Here is a 15,710-nt window from a genome sequence, read left to right as displayed (position 1 = left end):
CTCCGAGCACCCGGACTTCCACGACTCGTTCCCGGCGCACTGCGTGGCGGGCACCGAGGGCGGCGAGTTCCATCCGGCCTTCGCACCGGCCGTCGAGGCCGGCGCGGTGGACGAGGTGTTCTTCAAGGGCGCCCACTCGGCCTCCAAGAGCGGCTTCGAGGGCTTCACCGCGGACGGCACCCCGCTCGCCGACTGGCTGCGCGGCCGGGGCGTGGAGGCCGTGGACGTGGTCGGCATCGCCACCGACCACTGCGTGAAGGCCACCGCGCTGGACGCAGTCAAGGCCGGGTTCGCCACCCGCGTCCTGCTGGACTACACGGCGGGCGTGGCGGCGGACACCACGACCTCGGCGCTCGGTGAACTGCGCGACGCGGGGGTGGACCTGACGGGCACGCCGGTCGTGCGGGCCGGCTAGCGGAACGGGTGCGCGAGAAGTCGGCCCGGCCGACTTCTCGCGCACCCGCGTTCAGGTGGGGTGCTCAGCGCTCTTCGTCCGGATCGTCGGCCGGGCGCGCCGTGGGCCGCCGGGCCGCGCCGTCGGTGCTGAGAGCCCAGCCCGGACGGTGGTGGGACTCGTTCTCCTGGGCGAGGCGTCGCAGGACCGCCAGAACGGGTTCGAGGAGCAGGACGACGATCGCGGCGTGCTCGGCGAGTCGGAGACGGCCCTCGATGCCTTCGATCCGGTCGAAGTCCAGTCGGGCCGCTGCGGCGGCCAGTTCGGCGTAGGGCAACAGTTCCTCGGTGCTGCACTCCATGCCGAGGCGGCTGAGGTCCATCAGGCTCGCGGCGAGCGCCTTGCGGTGCGGTGACTCCTCGGAGATCTCCCATCCCATGGCGTCCAGCAGCTGGTCGACCTGCGGAGCCTGCTCGTCGACCGCGTCGGTCTCGGCGGCGTCGACCGGGGTGGGCAGGGCGTAGTGGACGACGCGGAGCGTGTCCAGTGGTTCGAGCGGCTGGTCGACCGCGGTGAGGACGTCGCGGGTGGCGGCGATGGACAGGCCGCCGCGGGCGGTCAGGGCGCGGATCAGGCGCAGGCGCTGGACGTGTTCGTCGCCGTACATGGTCAGGGTGGCGCCGAGGGATCGGCCGGGCGGCAGCAGGCCTTCCCGCAGGTAGTACTTGATGGTCCCGACCGGTGTTCCGGTCAGGCGGCTCAGGTCGGAGATCCTCATGCGCTCACTCGCTCGAACTGTTCGGTGTGTGACCAGTCTCCCAGGCCCCCGAATGGACCCACGCGTTCGATAGTGTCACTATCTGGTTGGAAAGTGAAAGTTTCCAATAGGTGGCCGACCAGCCGCGATGCCGGGAGCCCCTTCACCATCGGACCGTGAGCGCCGCCTTCGGCGCGACCCCGCAACTGGAGCACCATGCCAGTCCCACGCCCCACCGGAACCAGGCGCCACGAGCAGGCCCCTGTCACGTCGCGCCACCGAGGGAGGCGGCATGTCTGAGCCGACCCACGCGCTCACGGCGAGCGCGCGCGGGCTGCTGCGCGGAAAGAGCCTCTGGCTGCCGTCGGCGCTGATCCTCGGCCTGCTGTCGTTCGTCCTGTCGCTGCTGTACCTGGGCGCCAACAACGACCCGGTCGGCTCCATGAAGGACCTGCCGATCGCGCTGGTCAACGCGGACCAGGGCACCCAGGTCGCGGGGAAGCAGGTCAACCTGGGCGCGGAGATCGCTCCCCGGATCGCGCAGTCCGCCGACCTGAAGGGCAAGGTCTCCTGGAAGGAGGTCGACCGCGGCACCGCCGACGAACTCCTGGCCAAGAACAAGGCGTTCGGCGCGCTCGTCATCCCGGACGACTTCTCCGCCTCCGTGGCCGCCCTCGCGGGCCCCGGCCAGCGCGATCCGCACCCGCCGACCATGACCGTGCTGACCAACCCCGGTGCCGGCAGCTTCGGCTCGAACATGGCGTCCGAGATCAACCGTGAGATCGTCCGGACGACCTCCGCGCAGGTGGGCCAGCAGCTCGCCCAGCAGCTGAGCCAGCAGGCCGCGCAGCAGGCGGCCAAGGCCGCCGCGTCCGGCTCCGTCGCCAAGCCCGCCGCGCCCGGTGCGGCGGCGCAGCTGATGATCGCCGACCCCGTCAAGGCCACGATCGAGGAGGGCCACCCGCTCGGGCAGCACAGTGGTCTCGGGCTGAGCGCGTTCTTCTACGCCCTCGTCCTCGTCCTGGGCGGCATGCTCGGCGCCAACGTGATCCACACCCAGCTGGACACCGCACTCGGCTACACCGCCAACGACAAGGGCCCGTTCCGCACCGCCAAGCCCGTGCAACACATCAGCCGGGTACGGCACTTCGCGGTCGGCTCGGTCCTCATGGTCGTCCTGTCGATGCTCACCTCCGCGCTGGCCATGGCAGCGGCCGTCGGCATCATCGGCATCGACGCCGCCCACCTGCCGCAGCTGTGGATCTTCGGCACCTGCGCCACGGCCGCGATGGGCATCACCGCTCTCGGCCTGCTCGCCGCCTTCGGCACCCCGGGCCCCATCGTCTCCATGCTCGTGCTGATCGGTCTGGCCGTCCCGTCCGCCGGTGCCACCATCCCGTTGCAGGCGCTGCCCGGCTTCTACCGCTTCCTGGCCGACTTCGAGCCCTTCCGGCAGGTCGTCGACGGCGTCCGGTCCATCCTCTACTTCGACGCGCAGGCCGACGCCGGACTCGGCCGCGCCTGGACGATGGTCGGCATCGGCTTCGCCGTCTCCCTCCTCCTCGGCCTCGCGGTCACCCGGTTCTACGACCGCAAGGGCCTGCACCGCGCCACCGCGTCCCTCCCGGCGGCGCCGCAGCCCGCTCCGGCCGGCTGACCCCCCCCGCACGGACGGATCCGACGCCGGCACCGCGCCGGCGTCGGATCCGCAGGCCGTACGCAGCCCCGCCGGTGCACCCCGGCAAACGACCAACTGGAAGGCCTCCGTGTCACCCCTACGACCGCTCGGCCGCCTCTACCGGATCGCCGCTCTCTGGAAGGCCCGACTGGAGCCCGTCCTCAAGGAGAGCGGGCTCAGCGCCGCCCACTTCCCCATGCTCGTCACCCTGCGCCAGGCCGGCCCCTCCCACCGGCTGACCACCGGCCAACTGGCCGCCCTCGACATGGTCACCTGCTCCGGAATGACCATCCGTGCGGACAAACTGGAGAAGGAGGGACTGATCACCCGGGAACGCGATGACGGCGACCGCCGCATCATCCACCTCAGGCTCACCGAGCGCGGCGTCGACCTCGTCGACCGCCTCCTCGCCCACTACTACGCGGCAGAGGAGGAGTTGATGGCGACGCTCGACGCCGACGAACACCTGGTCCTCACGAAGCTGGCCGACCGCCTGGAAAGCTCACTGGACGGCCCTGTCGACCTCTCGTAAGACCGTCCGTGCGCTGGCCGCGCCCGGCGAAAATGCAGGTGAACGGGCTCGACGTGTTCGGATAGTGTCCTCGTCCGTGACGGATTGGCTCAAGATCTACGAAACCGACTGCGGGCTTCCCCCGGGGCGTCGACTGGACGACCTGGTGGCGGAGCTGGCGGAGGCCCTGCGCGACCCCGACCCGGAGGTCAGGGACGGATACCCGTACGCGGTCCTGGACACCTGGATCCGGCGCGGGGTGATCGATCACGACCGTCGGCTCGCGCTCGGCGATCTGATGGCGGAGCGGTTCGGCGATCCGCAGATCCAGGCCAGGACGTTCGCCCCGCTCGTCCTGGCGATGATCGTGAGCCAGGGCAGTCTCAGGCCCGAGTGGCTCGACGCGTTCGCCGCCTGGTACCGCGCGGAGACCGATCTGCGGGGCCGCGACGACACGCTCGGCTGGCTGCACGCCGTGGCGCACGGCGCGGACCTGCTGGCGGCCTTCGGCCTACGGCCCGAGGTCGACCCCGAACCGCTGCTCGTACTCGCCACCGAGCGCCTGCTCGCCCCGACCGACCACCTGTTCGCCGAACGGGAGGACGACCGGCTCGCCAAGGCCATCGCCCTCACCCTCATCCGCCCCGACCTGACGGCGGAGCGGTCGACGGCCTGGCTGTCGGCGATCGGCACCGCCCTCGCCCCGTACGAGCGTGGGCCGATGCCGGTCTGGGCCTCCAACACCGTGCGCACCCTGCGCGCCCTGTACGTGACGGCGGACCTCGGCGTGTCCGCGGAGCGCGGCGGACGCCCCGTCCCGCTCGCTCACGGTGACGCGGTCAAGGGCCGCTTGGCCGAGGTGCTGCGGCTGGTGTTCCCGTTCGCCTGAGCGGCTGCGGGCTTCAGGCCGGGACGGACCTGATCACCACCAACGAGCCCTCGTAGAACGGCTGTTGCCGCAGGGCGCCGAACCGGGCGTCCCAGGCTCCGCTGTCCAGGTCCCGTCGCAGATCCGCGGCGAACCGTTCGCGCGCCCGCTCGTCGACGAAGCTCCACGCCGAACACGCCTGCCGGGCGCCGGGATCGAGCAGCATCTCGGGGCGCGCGTAGTACGCCTCGTTGAAGCCGTCGGTGCAGTCGACGGGGATCGGCACCGAGGTCACCGTCGTGTGCCCGCCGAGGGCCTCGGTCAGGTCCGCGACGGCCGGGTAACGGCGGGCCTCGGTGTCCAGCACCTCCGGCGCGTACTCGTACAGCCAGAAGTCCCGTACGAGAGCCGGGTCGCAGGTCAGCACGACGGCGGGGCCCCGTGCCACTCGGCGCATCTCGCGCAGCCCCGCCTTGAAGTCGCTCCACTGGTGCACGCTGAAGGTGGTCATCGCCGCGTCGAACGCGTCGTCGCCGAACGGCAGGTGTTCGGCGACGGCGTCGACGGCGGGCGACAGGTGCGCGGGGCGCTGGGCGCGCATCGAGGCCGACGGCTCGACCGCCGTCACCTCCAGCGTCGCCGACTCGTACGACCCCGCCCCGGCACCGACGTTGACCACCGTACGGGCCCCGCCCAAAGCGGCGGCGATCACCCGCTCGATCCTCGCGTCCGGCTGCCGGTAGGTGGCGTACCCGCCGCCTATCGCGCCGTAGTCCGCGTCCCCCGCACTGCCGTCAGCTTCGCGTCCGCTCATGCTCCCAACCTATCGGTCACCGGAGGTCGGTGGTGGCGATCCGGCCCAGGAGGGTGGCGAGTTGGCGGGGCATGGAGAGGAACGGCGAGTGGCCGCTCGGCAGTTGGTGGACGGAACCGGCGCGCTTGGCGAGCTCGCGTTGCTCGGACGGTTCGAGTGACTGGTCGCGGTCGCAGACGACGTAGCTGGAGGGCACGGTGCGCCAACCGGCCCTGGTCACCCGCTCCGTGAGGGACAGGACGCTCTGCGGGCGCAGCCGGGCCACGGCGCGGTCCGCGTCGGCCTCGGGGACATCGTCGAAGAGGGTCTGCCGGGAGTCCTCGTACGGCGGGAGGTGGCCCGTGTCATCGTCCGGCAAGGGCGCTCCGAGGAACGTGAACATGCTCTCGCCGACGTCCAGTTGGAAACCGGCGAGGTAGACCACCCCGAGTACGTTCGTGGCGTCCGCGACGGCCTCCGTGGCGGGGACGCCGCCGTAGGAATGGGCGATCACTATGGTCGGGCCGCCGATGCGCCGAAGGCTGTCCCGGATGGTGTCCGCGTCGTCCAGCATGCCCGCGGGGCGGGCTCCAGCCTGCCGACCGGCCGGGGGATTGGCGCTGGGCAGGTCGACGGCATGGGAGCGCCACCCGTCCGCGTCGAGCGCGGCGCGCACCGGCTCCCAGCACCACGCACCGTGCCAGGCCCCGTGGACCAGCAGAAAGGTCGGCCGGTCAGTGTCAACGTTCATGCGCGGTATCTCCGTTGTCCGAGCGTCCGCATTCCGGACTCCCGACGATACTGCGCGCCCCCGCACCATCGGCGGCCGGCTCCTGGGGAGGAGGCTGCGCGAGAAGTCGGCCGGGCCGACTTCTCGCGCCGGGCCGGCCTCGCCCTGCTTCCGTTGGGCGCCGGCCAGGCCGCCTGTCTCGCCGAGCAGTTCGGGCCTCGGGCTGAAGGGGAGATCGCCCACCGTTTCTACCGCTTCGGCGCGGTGGGGGCGGTCGCTTTGCCACTCGCGAAGTGGCCGAATAAGTGCTACTTGTGTTGGTTAGTCAGCCGGGGTGTGTGAGATATGTGTTGCAAACGCGACCATTTGTGTTCGCTCGCTGTTAGGCTGCGCGACTGAATCCCAACTCATCGGTGTACAGCCAGATTTGGAAGAGGCGCGTGAGACCAGAAGACCTCCCCCTGCTGTTCCAGGAACTGGCCCACGAGTTCGCGGACGTGACGGACATGTCCGTAGCGGCGACCGGCTCCCTCGCCCGGGGCGACCACCGCACCGGGCCCACCGGCGACATCGTCTCCAACCTCGACCTGATCCACGTCGTGGCCGACGACGCCGACGTACCGGAAACGCGGGCCGTGCTGGGGTGGAAGATGCGGCGGATCTCCGACGCCTTCCGGATCGAGACGACGTCCGTCATCGCCAGGCTCTCGGCGTTCCGGCTCGCCGGCCACGCCCACTACCGGATCAGCATGCGGCCCGAGTGGTTCTGTGACGGCCTCGGGCTCGGGCCGGAGGCCTTCGACTACCCCGGCCACGACGAGGACGACCCGCGTGTGGCGCTCGCCTGGATGATGCAGCCCGTCCCCTACTACCTCGCCAAGGCGACTGCCCTGGACCCGACGACCAACCTGGCCAAGGCCCGTAGGGCCGCGACGCGGTTGGCGGACCGGTTCGATCTGAAGGAGGTGCGCGACGATTTCGACAACCTGCCGCGAGTGCTGCGGACCCTGATCGTCAACCGCGACATCACCCCGCTCGAATCCACCGCCCGCTACCTCGCCGCCCCCACCCACCCCGACATCGCGCAACTCGTCCGCGACGCGGTCTTCGTCGAGAGCATGGGCCTGTCGTCCGCCGACTCGATGGTCATCCTGCTGCCGTCCGTCCCGCACTGATCGACCCCTACGGAGAGCACCGCATTGTCCACTCGGCAGCACGTGGAGATCCTGCCCCCGCACCCGCTCCGGGCCGGCTACGACCGGTCCCTGGAACGCGGGTCGATCGCCGACGACTTCCAACGGCGCCTGGAGCCCGCCAACTTCAACCCCGGCTACCTCGGCGCCCTGACCGAGCGGGTCGAACACGCCCTACGCCAGGACCCGGCGGACGAGACCATGCGCTGGCGCCTGGCCTTCCTCCTGCTCCAGAACAACGCCACCGCGGCCGCCGTCGAGCGGGCCGGGGACCTGCTCGTCGACGCCACCCTTCCGCAGGCCCGGCGCCTCGCGCAGCTCGTGGCCGGGATCCGCGCCCGGGCCGACCGGCCACGTACCGGCCGGTACGTCCGGCGGGTCAACTGGTCGATCAACAACCGCTGTCCGATGTCCTGTCAGGGCTGCTACAACCCGTTCGCCGCCGAGCAGATCGACTTCCCCCAGGCCGAGCGGATCATCGCGAAGCTGGCCGCGCACGGGACCACCGACCTGGTCCTGGCGGGCGGCGACCCGCTGCTGTGGCCGCCGATCTTCGACGTGGTCGACCGCGCCATCGCCGCCGGCCTCAAGGTCGGCCTCGACACCACCGGCTACACGCTCACCGCCGAGAAGCTCTCCCGGCTCCGGGGGCTGTCCTCGCTGCGGCTGCCGCTGGACGCCGTCACCGCGGACGTGCAGCGCGCCTTCCGCCGCAGTCCGGACGGCAGCCTCCACCAGGCTCTCCTGGAGTCCCTCGCGCTGTGCGACGCCGAGGGGTTCGACCGGGTGCGGGTGCACACCGTGGCGAGTGCCGCGAACCTCCACCAGCTGCCGGAGCTCGCCGCCGAGGTCCTGTCGCACCCGTCGGTGGCGCAGTGGGTGATCTTCCAGTGGTGGGGCCGGCGGGCGTCGCCGGCCACGGTGCGCAGGCTCGGCGTGGCGGTGGAGGACGTCCGTGCGGTCGTGGACGGGATCCGGCGCGACCACCCCGGCCGGGAGATCCACCTCGCGGAGAGCAGTGAGCGGGAGCTGCTGAACTGGATGATCCAGTCGAGCGGGCAGGTGGTCACCTTCGGGTCGGGCGCGGAGGAGGAGTTCATCCTGGGCAACCTGCTGACCGACGAGGTCGAGGAGATCCTGACCCACCCGATCCTGGACTTCGAGGCCATGTCCCGAGGGATCCCGGTCACCCCGGGAACGGTGTTCGAGCCGCCGGCTGCCGCGCGGGGCTGATAACGGAACGGTTTCAAACGCCCACCCTCCCGGTGCTCAGGTCTTGACGCCGTGGGGAGGGTGGGCGTTTGCTGTGTCCGCTCGTTCGAGCATGTTCGGTTCTGGTTTGTTTTGTGTGTTTGAACGTTCAAATCAACTGGACATCGACCCCCACCCCTTTGCCGCCTTCTCGATCCTCGCCACCCCGCAGAGAGGAATGCAATGTCACACCTTTCCCGTCGCGACCTGTTCCGTGCCTCCGGAGCCGGCCTGTTGGCCCTCGCCGCCGGTGGCGCCCTCGCCGCCTGCGGCGATTCCGGCTCGGGCGGCGCCTCGGGTGGGGACGCCGACACCGGCACGATCACCGTCTGGTCCTGGGCCACGGCCGCCGCCGCCCTGCGCGCCGTCGTCCCGGCCTTCGAGAAGGACAACCCGGGCATCAAGGTCGACGTCCAGGACATCGGCAACCCCGCCATCTGGGACAAGATCACCGTCGGCCTGGCGGCCGGCGGCCAGGGCCTCGGCGACGTCCTGCACATCGGCTGCGACTACCTGCCCGGCTACCAGGAGAAGTTCCCCGGCGGCCTCGCCGACCTCTCCGCCTACGGCGCCGACGCGCACAAGGACAAGTTCGCCAAGGGCCTGTGGCCGACCATCACCGGCAAGGACGGCCACGCCTACGCGCTGCCCTGGGAGGTCAACCCGCTCGGCTTCTTCTACCGCAAGGACTACTTCGACAAGGCCGGCATCGACATCGCCGCCATCGCCACCTGGGACGACCTGATCGCCGTCGCCGACCGCTACAAGGCCGCCAACCCCGACACCTTCCTGATCGGCATCAACAAGACCGCCAACCCCGACCCCGACCTCGACTTCCTCCAGTCCCTGATGCAGCTCCAGGGCGCCTTCTACTTCGACCTCCAGGGCAAGGTCACCATGGGCTCGGAGCCGGCCGTGCGCGCCATGACCGTCGTCAAGCGCCTGCACGACGCCGGGCTGATCGGCGACGCCTCCGGCGACCAGGGCTGGCGCAACCTGATGAAGGCCGGAAAGCTCGCCGTCGCCCCGATCCCCGCCTGGGGCGCGCACTACATCGAGACCAAGTTCCCCGACCAGAGCGGCAACTGGCGTCTCGCCAAGCCCCCGGCGGTCACCCCCGGCGGCAAGCGCACCGCCCTGGTCAACTCCACCCACCTGGCCGTCTCCGGCTCCAGCCCGCGCCGCCGCGCCGCCTGGAAGTTCGTCGAGTACGCGCTCACCCGACCCGCCTCCGTCAACGCCATGTTCGACGCCGGCGGCGTCTTCCCCGCTCTCACCGAGGCCTACCCCGACCCGATGTACGCCAAGCCGAGCGCCTACTTCGGCGGCGAGTCCCCGCTGAAGACCTTCGCCGAACTCGCCACCGACGGCGGCGACCCCACCAACTTCTCCGGCGACTACGCCCGCGCGCTCAAGCTCGCCAGCGACGCCCAGACCAAGGTCTTCCTCAAGGGCGGAGACCCGGCCTCCGTCCTCCAGGACGCCGCCAAGCAGCTCGCCCAGCAGACCGGGCGCACCATCGCATGACCGCCACCGCCCCGCCCCTCGCCCTGGGCAAGGACGCCGCGCGGACGCGCCGCAACGCCCGGTGGCGCCGCACCGCCCTGCCGTACGTGCTGCTCGCCCCGGCCCTGATCACCTTCGGCGTGTTCAAGGCCTACCCGATCATCGACTCGCTGCTGCTCTCCTTCACCACCGGCTCCGGCAGCGCCACCCGCTCCGCCGGAGTCGCCAACTACCGCCGCCTGCTGGACGATCCGCTGTTCTGGACGGCCCTGCGCAACACCGGCGAGATCCTCGTCGTGCAGGTCCCGCTGATGCTCGGGCTCGCCCTGCTGATGGCCGTCGGCATCAACTCCGCCCTGGTGCGCTGGCGCGCGGTGTGGCGCCTCGGCGTCTTCATGCCGTCCGTCACCGGACTCGTCGCCACCGGCGTGATGTTCTCCTTCCTGCTCAACACCGACAACGGCGCGGTCAACCGGGTGCTGGAGGCCGTCGGCCTGTCCGGCGTCGACTGGCTCGGGCAGCCGTTCTGGGCCCGGATGGCCGTCGTCCTGGTGCTCACCTGGCACTACACCGGCTACAACGCCGTCATCTACCTGGCCGGCCTCCAGTCCATTCCCAAGGAACTGTACGAGGCCGCGATGGTCGACGGTGCCGGACCGATCCGGCGCTTCACCGCGATCACCGTCCCCGCGCTGCGCCCGGTGCTGCTCTTCACGGTCGTGCTCTCCACCATCGGCACGCTCCAACTGTTCGACGAGCCGTACGTGTTGACCGGAGGCGGCCCGGACAACGCGACCCTGACCGTCTCCATGTACCTGTACCAGAACGGCTTCCGGTACTTCGACTTCGGCTACGCCTCCGCCATCGCCTACGCGCTCACCCTGCTGGTCTCGGTGCTCGGCGCGGTGCAGATGCGCCTGATGGGGGAGAAGGACAAGTGAACCTCCCGGTGAACCTCAAGAAGCTGCGCGGCTGGCCGCTGACCTTCCTGCTCGCGGCCGTCACCGGCCTGTCCGTCGGCCCGTTCTACTGGCTGATCATGGCCATCACCCGCAAGGACACCGAGATCTTCGACTGGCCGCCGAAGCTGCTGCCCGGCGGACACTTCGGCGACAACCTCCACCGGCTCGACCAGAAGGTCGGCCTGCTGCGGGTGCTCGGCAACACCCTGCTGGTGGCGGGCGTCCAGACGCTCGGAGCGCTGGTCGTCGCCCTGCTCGCGGGCTACGCCTTCGCCAAGTTCCGCTTCCGGGGCCGCACCCTGCTGTTCGGGCTGCTGCTCTCCACCCTCGTGGTGCCCGAACAGGTCATGCTGGTACCGCTGTTCAAGATGATGATGAGCTTCGGCCTGCTCGACTCCTACCAGGCGCTCATCCTGCCCGGGCTGTGCGTGCCCTTCGCCATCTTCCTGATGCGGCAGTCGCTGAGCAGCCTCCCGGACGAACTCCTGGACGCCGCGCGGGTCGACGGCGCGGGCGAGTTCCGGGTGCTGTGGAGCGTGGTGGTGCCGGTCATGCGGCCGGTGCTGGCGGCCCTGTCGATCTTCCTCTTCCTGGGCTCCTGGAACCAGTTCGTCTGGCCGCTGATCGCCCTGCGCAGCCCCGAGATGCACACCCTGCCGGTCGCCCTCGCGACCCTGCACGGCAACCAGAGCACCACCGACTACGGCGCGATCCTCTCCGGCACCGCGCTGTCCACCCTGCCGATGATGGTCCTCTTCCTGGTCCTCCAGCGGCAGTTCATCTCCGGCCTGCTGGCCGGCGCCACGAAAGGCTGAGCATGACCGAGATCTGGGAACCGCACGCCCCCACCGCCGGCGGCGGCCTGCGCCCGCTGCACGCCGACGGGCTGGACCTGCGGGTCAGCGGCACGGGCACCGCCCGGGGGGTCGGCGACGGCGTCGTGGAGGTGACGGCCGAGGGCTCCGGACCGGTGCGGATCGAGTGGCGGGTGCCCTGCGTGGACGCCACCGCCTTCTGGACCCCCGAGCCGCGCGGCACCGGCTGGCTGCCCGCCGCCTGGAGCGCCCCGCGCCGCACCAGCCTCGCCAACGGTGCGCCGATCGCCGCGCTGGTCGGCACCGGCGACGTCGCGCTGTGCGCCTTCGCGGCCGAGCGCCCCGACGTGCTGGCCGGGGCCGGAGTCGTCGAGGAGACCGGCGAATTCCGCTTCTGGGCCCAGGCCGAGGGCCGGCTCACCGTACGGATCGACACCTCGCGGCGGCACTTCGGCCGCTGCCTGGCGGACCTCACCGCCTGGTGGGGGAGCGGCCGCACCGTCGACATCCCCGACGCCGCCCGCCGGCCCGCCTACTCCACCTGGTACTCGATGCACCAGGACGTCTCGCCCGAGCGCGTCGAGACCCAGGCGGCCCTCGGCAAGCCGCTCGGCCTGGACGTGATCATCGTGGACGACGGCTGGATGACCGCCGACCGCACCCGCGGCTACGCCCACTGCGGCGACTGGGAGCCCGTCTCGCTGCCCGACACCGCCGCCCACGTCGAGCGGGTGCACGAGCTCGGAGTGCGCTACCTGCTCTGGTACGCGGTGCCGTTCATCGGCAAGGACAGCGCCGCGTACCAGAAGCTCGGCCGCTACGCCCTCGCCGACGCCGCCCACATGGGCGCGATCGTCGCCGACCCGCGCTACCCCGAGGTCCGCGAGTTCCTCACCGACCGCCTCGTGCGCGCCGTCGAGGAGTGGGGCATGGACGGCCTCAAGGTCGACTTCGTCGACTGGTTCGCCCGCGCCGACGCCCCCGAGGCCGGCCCCGAGGCGGACTGCGCGAGCGTCGACGAGGGCGTGGAGCGCCTGCTCGCCTCCATCCGCGGCCGGATCACCGCCGCCGACCCCGAGGCGATGGTCGAGTACCGCCAGCCGTACGTCAGCCCCGGCCTGTGGCCGTACGTCACCATGATCCGGGCCACCGACTGCCCGCTCAGCCCGCAGGAGAACCGGCAGCGCACCGTCGACGTCCGGCTCGCCGCCGGGCCGGTGCCGGTCCACTCCGACATGCTGATGTGGCACCCGGGCGAGCCGCCGGAGCAGGTCGCCTGCCACCTGATCAACGTGCTGTTCTCCGTGCCGCAGGTCTCCGTCGACCTCGCGGCGCAGAGCCCGGCCCAGCGCGAGGCGATCGCCTTCTGGCTCGGTGTCTTCCGCGAGCACCTGGACACCCTGCAGCTCGGCGAACTGCGCCCGGCCCGGCCCGACCTCGGCTACCCGATGGTGACCGCCCTCGGCGCCGACACCGTGGCGGTGGCCCGCTACGCGGCGCTGCCGGTGGACGCCTCGGGCGAGGGGTGGCGCACCCTGCTGGTCGCCAACGCGGACGCCGACCCGGTGGTCCGGCTGACCGGCGCCGACGGGACGGCGACCGCCACCGTGCAGGACGCCCGAGGGCGTATCGTGCGCCAGGGCGAGGTCGAACTCGACCGGGCGGACGGCATCCTGGTGCCGCGCGGCGGGCTGTTGACGCTGCGCCGTCCGTAACCACGCCTTGTGATGCCGAGCCAGTGATGCCGCGTCACCCGTGTCCACGCCTGGAGGAGACCGCATGCCCGAGGGACCGCGCCGGCCGCGTCGTGGCGCCACCACCATCGAGGAGGTCGCCCGCGCGGCCGGGGTCTCCCGGCAGACCGTCTCCAACGCGCTCAACGCCCCGCACCGGGTCCGCCCGGAGACGCTGGAGCGGGTGACGGCGGCGATCCGCGAACTCGGCTACCAGCCCGACCAGTCGGCCCGGGCGCTGCGCAGCGGCGCCCGGCGCACCATCGGCTACCTGGCCCCGGTGGACGACCCGCTCGACCCCAACCCGCTCATGGCCGGCTTCCTGGAGGCCCTGGTCGACGCGGCCGGGGAACAGGGCCTGCGGGTGCTGCTGTTCCGCCCCACCCCGCCCGCCTCGGACCCGGTGGCCGCCATCGACGAACTGGTGGCGGCCCGGCAGGTGGACGGGCTGGTGCTGGCGGACGTGCTGAGCGAGGACGCCCGGATCGCGCACGTGGCCGGTCTCGGTCTGCCCTTCGTCAGCTTCGGGCGGACGGCGCCGGGGCAGCCGCAGCACTGGGTGGACATCGCCAACGACCAGGCGATGGCCGGGGTGGTGCGGCACCTGGCGGCGCTCGGCCACCGGCGGATCGGCTACCTCGGGGCGGCGGAGGAACTGCCCTGGATGGCGGCCCGGCGGGCGGGCTTCCTCGCGGAGGCCCGGCGGCTGGGGCTGTCCGCGGTGGTGGCGGAGCGCCCGGAGGTGGCGGCGGTCCGGGCGTGCCTGGACGGCCCCGACCGGCCGACCGCCTTCGCGGCGGGCAGCGACCTGCTGGCGCTGGACGCGTACGAGGCGGTGCGGGCGGAGGGGCTGGCGGTCGGTCCCGGCGGGGTCGCGGTCACCGGCTTCCACGACACCCCGCTCTGCCGGCACCTGCACCCCGCGCTGACCTCGGTGCGGCTGCCGCTGCGGGTGATCGCTGCGGCGCTGGTCGGGCGGCTGCTCGACCAGGTGCGCGGGGCGGCGGTGCCGGCGGCGGGGGTGGAGCTGACCGCGGAGCTGGTGGTGCGGGGGAGCAGTGGCTAGTCGATGGCGGGTGTGATGATCAGCTCGCCGACCAGTCGCTCCGCCGCTTCCCGTTGCTGTTCGGGGAGTTCCTCGTCGGTGACCAGCACGTCCACCTGGTCCAACGCGGCGAAGGAGGCCAGACCGACCGCGCCCCACTTGGTGTGGTCGGCCACCACGACCAGCCGGCGGGCGGAGCGGATGAAGGTGCGGTTGGTCTCCGCCTCGGCCAGGTTCGGGGTGGTCAGCCCGGTCGCGTCGGACAGGCCGTGGCAGCCCAGGATCAGCACGTTCACGTGCAGGGAGCGGATCGCCTGGTCGGCCACCGGCCCGACCAGGGCGTCCGAGGGCGTTCGGACGCCGCCGGTGCGGATCACCGTCGCGGTGCTCGGCGTGCCGTCCTCGTCCGGCTGCTCCAGCAGCTCGGCGATCCGCAGGGAGTTGGTGACGACGGTGAGCCCCTCGACGGCGCGCAGCTGCCGGGCGACCGCGTAGGTGGTCGTCCCGGCCGCCAGCCCGACCGCCGAACCGGGCTGCACCAGCGCGGCGGCCGCCCGGGCGATCGCCTCCTTGGCGGGCTGCTCCCAGCCCGCCTTGGCCTCGAAGCCGGGCTCGCCGGTGACGGCCGCCTCCGTCCGCACCGCGCCGCCGTGCACCTTGTGCACCAGGCCGCGCCGGGCCAGGGCGTCCAGGTCGCGGCGGATCGTCATGTCGGACACGCCCAGCTCCCGGACCAGCTCGGCGACCCGGACCCCGCCGAGTGCGCGGATCCGCTCCAGGATCAGTACGCGACGCTGCCCGGCGAGGGGTTGGGCGCTGTCGGCCATCTGGGCCTCCTCCGACTCGACGCTCTCGACGCTCTCGGCGCTCTCGACGCTTTCGGCGCTCTCGGCACTTTCGAGGCGTGGTTCTGATGGATAATGTTTGAGATTGTAGCTTTCTGTTGATTCTAGTTGATTCTAATGGCGTCGCGCAGAGGAAGAAGGCCATGGCCGGGACGACCCTGACCCAGCCCACCGTCAAGACCGTGACCACGCTCGCGGACGGGCGGCAGCTCATCTACTACGACAGCGGCGCCGCCGCGCCCCGGGACACCGTCGACCGGCGGCCGCTCGACCCGGCGTCCCACGGCTCGGAGGTGCGGCTCGACCCGGCCACCGGAGCCTGGGTCACCATCGCGGCCCACCGCCAGGCCCGCACCTACCAGCCCCCGGCTGAGGAGTGCCCGCTCTGCCCGTCCGGGGACGGGCGGCTCAGCGAGATCCCGGCCGCCGACTACCAGGTGGCCGTCTTCGAGAACCGCTTCCCCTCGCTGGCCGGAGCGACCGCCCCGCCCGTCTCGCCGGACGCCGACGGCCTGTGGACCAGCGGCCCGGGCACCGGACGCTGCGAGGTGGTCTGCTTCACCGCCGACCACGACGCCGCCTTCGCCGACCTCACCCCCGGCCGCGCCCGGCTCGTCCTCGACGCCTGG

At 71.8% G+C, this 15,710-nt stretch carries 15 protein-coding genes and 1 pseudogene; 12 read left to right on the top strand and 4 right to left on the bottom strand.

All coding sequences use genetic code 11. The features are described 5' to 3' along the window. A partial coding sequence (locus J0670_RS10975) for an isochorismatase family protein (protein ID WP_207811295.1) occupies positions 1-415 on the top strand: 415 nt, incomplete at its 5' end. 64 nt (positions 416-479) lie between these two features. Here the strand turns inward: J0670_RS10975 and J0670_RS10970 are convergent. Beyond that, positions 480-1,172: a MerR family transcriptional regulator gene (locus J0670_RS10970; protein WP_207811294.1), complete on the bottom strand. Its 693-nt coding sequence runs from the start codon at positions 1,170-1,172 to the stop codon at positions 480-482. Positions 1,173-1,443: 271 nt separating this feature from the next. On the opposite strand from J0670_RS10970, the gene J0670_RS10965 reads away from it, so the two are divergent. From J0670_RS10965 to J0670_RS10955, 3 genes are all read left to right on the top strand, one after another. Further along, positions 1,444-2,808 carry a DUF3533 domain-containing protein gene (locus J0670_RS10965; protein WP_207811293.1) on the top strand — a complete coding sequence of 455 codons (1,365 nt, stop codon included), beginning with the start codon at positions 1,444-1,446 and terminating at the stop codon, positions 2,806-2,808. A 109-nt stretch (positions 2,809-2,917) separates the two neighbouring features. Beyond that, positions 2,918-3,361 carry a MarR family winged helix-turn-helix transcriptional regulator gene (locus J0670_RS10960; RefSeq protein ID WP_207811292.1) on the top strand — a complete coding sequence of 148 codons (444 nt, stop codon included), beginning with the start codon at positions 2,918-2,920 and terminating at the stop codon, positions 3,359-3,361. 76 nt (positions 3,362-3,437) lie between these two features. Then, positions 3,438-4,229 (top strand): DUF2785 domain-containing protein, encoded by a 792-nt coding sequence (locus J0670_RS10955; protein WP_207811291.1) that lies wholly within the window; start codon positions 3,438-3,440, stop codon positions 4,227-4,229. 13 nt (positions 4,230-4,242) lie between these two features. On the opposite strand, the gene J0670_RS10950 is transcribed toward J0670_RS10955, so the two are convergent. Both J0670_RS10950 and J0670_RS10945 read right to left on the bottom strand, forming a co-directional pair. Continuing rightward, positions 4,243-5,022: a class I SAM-dependent methyltransferase gene (locus J0670_RS10950; protein ID WP_207811290.1), complete on the bottom strand. Its 780-nt coding sequence runs from the start codon at positions 5,020-5,022 to the stop codon at positions 4,243-4,245. A 16-nt stretch (positions 5,023-5,038) separates the two neighbouring features. Beyond that, complete coding sequence (locus tag J0670_RS10945) at positions 5,039-5,752, bottom strand: alpha/beta fold hydrolase (RefSeq protein ID WP_207811289.1); 714 nt, start codon at positions 5,750-5,752, stop codon at positions 5,039-5,041. Positions 5,753-6,171: 419 nt separating this feature from the next. Between J0670_RS10945 and J0670_RS10940 the strand changes: the two genes are divergently transcribed. From J0670_RS10940 to J0670_RS10910, 7 genes are all read left to right on the top strand, one after another. Continuing rightward, complete coding sequence (locus J0670_RS10940; protein WP_207811288.1) at positions 6,172-6,906, top strand: hypothetical protein; 735 nt, start codon at positions 6,172-6,174, stop codon at positions 6,904-6,906. A gap of 24 nt (positions 6,907-6,930) precedes the next feature. Continuing rightward, positions 6,931-8,157, top strand: coding sequence for a radical SAM protein (locus J0670_RS10935; protein WP_207811287.1), 1,227 nt, complete (start codon positions 6,931-6,933; stop codon positions 8,155-8,157). A gap of 201 nt (positions 8,158-8,358) precedes the next feature. Next, entirely contained in the window at positions 8,359-9,702 is a 1,344-nt protein-coding gene (locus J0670_RS10930) for an extracellular solute-binding protein (RefSeq protein ID WP_207811286.1), read from the top strand. Then, a complete protein-coding gene (locus J0670_RS10925; RefSeq protein ID WP_207811285.1) occupies positions 9,699-10,622 on the top strand; it encodes a carbohydrate ABC transporter permease in 924 nt (307 codons plus the stop codon). The genes J0670_RS10930 and J0670_RS10925 overlap by 4 nt, the downstream gene beginning before the upstream one ends. Beyond that, positions 10,619-11,458, top strand: coding sequence for a carbohydrate ABC transporter permease (locus J0670_RS10920; RefSeq protein WP_307806470.1), 840 nt, complete (start codon positions 10,619-10,621; stop codon positions 11,456-11,458). Before J0670_RS10925 ends, J0670_RS10920 begins: the two co-directional genes overlap by 4 nt. A 2-nt stretch (positions 11,459-11,460) precedes the next feature. After that, the gene (locus tag J0670_RS10915) at positions 11,461-13,173 is read left to right on the top strand and encodes a glycoside hydrolase family 36 protein (RefSeq protein ID WP_207811284.1); all 1,713 of its coding nucleotides are present in this window, start codon (positions 11,461-11,463) and stop codon (positions 13,171-13,173) included. Positions 13,174-13,237: 64 nt separating this feature from the next. Beyond that, complete coding sequence (locus J0670_RS10910; RefSeq protein WP_207811283.1) at positions 13,238-14,257, top strand: LacI family DNA-binding transcriptional regulator; 1,020 nt, start codon at positions 13,238-13,240, stop codon at positions 14,255-14,257. Here J0670_RS10910 and J0670_RS10905 read toward each other — a convergent pair. Then, entirely contained in the window at positions 14,254-15,063 is an 810-nt protein-coding gene (locus J0670_RS10905) for a DeoR/GlpR family DNA-binding transcription regulator (protein WP_207811282.1), read from the bottom strand. The two genes, J0670_RS10910 and J0670_RS10905, sit on opposite strands and share 4 nt — an antisense overlap. A gap of 161 nt (positions 15,064-15,224) precedes the next feature. Here J0670_RS10905 and J0670_RS10900 point away from each other — a divergent pair. Then, positions 15,225-15,710 (top strand): annotated as a pseudogene (locus J0670_RS10900) (galactose-1-phosphate uridylyltransferase); the annotation flags it as partial.

Origin of the sequence: Streptomyces sp. FH025, assembly GCF_017427025.1 — a bacterium.
Taxonomy (GTDB): domain Bacteria; phylum Actinomycetota; class Actinomycetes; order Streptomycetales; family Streptomycetaceae; genus Kitasatospora.
The sequence above is the reverse complement of the archived record's forward strand: the minus strand, read 5'-3'. Positions and strand labels throughout refer to the sequence as shown.

Bases quoted from the DNA above. Each gene is read 5' to 3' on its own strand.
- J0670_RS10970 (WP_207811294.1), bottom strand. From the start codon at position 1,172: ATGAGGATCTCCGACCTGAGCCGCCTGACCGGAACACCGGTCGGGACC.
- J0670_RS10965 (WP_207811293.1), top strand. From the start codon at position 1,444: ATGTCTGAGCCGACCCACGCGCTCACGGCGAGCGCGCGCGGGCTGCTG.
- J0670_RS10950 (WP_207811290.1), bottom strand. From the start codon at position 5,022: ATGAGCGGACGCGAAGCTGACGGCAGTGCGGGGGACGCGGACTACGGC.
- J0670_RS10945 (WP_207811289.1), bottom strand. From the start codon at position 5,752: ATGAACGTTGACACTGACCGGCCGACCTTTCTGCTGGTCCACGGGGCC.
- J0670_RS10930 (WP_207811286.1), top strand. From the start codon at position 8,359: ATGTCACACCTTTCCCGTCGCGACCTGTTCCGTGCCTCCGGAGCCGGC.
- J0670_RS10925 (WP_207811285.1), top strand. From the start codon at position 9,699: ATGACCGCCACCGCCCCGCCCCTCGCCCTGGGCAAGGACGCCGCGCGG.
- J0670_RS10915 (WP_207811284.1), top strand. From the start codon at position 11,461: ATGACCGAGATCTGGGAACCGCACGCCCCCACCGCCGGCGGCGGCCTG.
- J0670_RS10910 (WP_207811283.1), top strand. From the start codon at position 13,238: ATGCCCGAGGGACCGCGCCGGCCGCGTCGTGGCGCCACCACCATCGAG.
- J0670_RS10905 (WP_207811282.1), bottom strand. From the start codon at position 15,063: ATGGCCGACAGCGCCCAACCCCTCGCCGGGCAGCGTCGCGTACTGATC.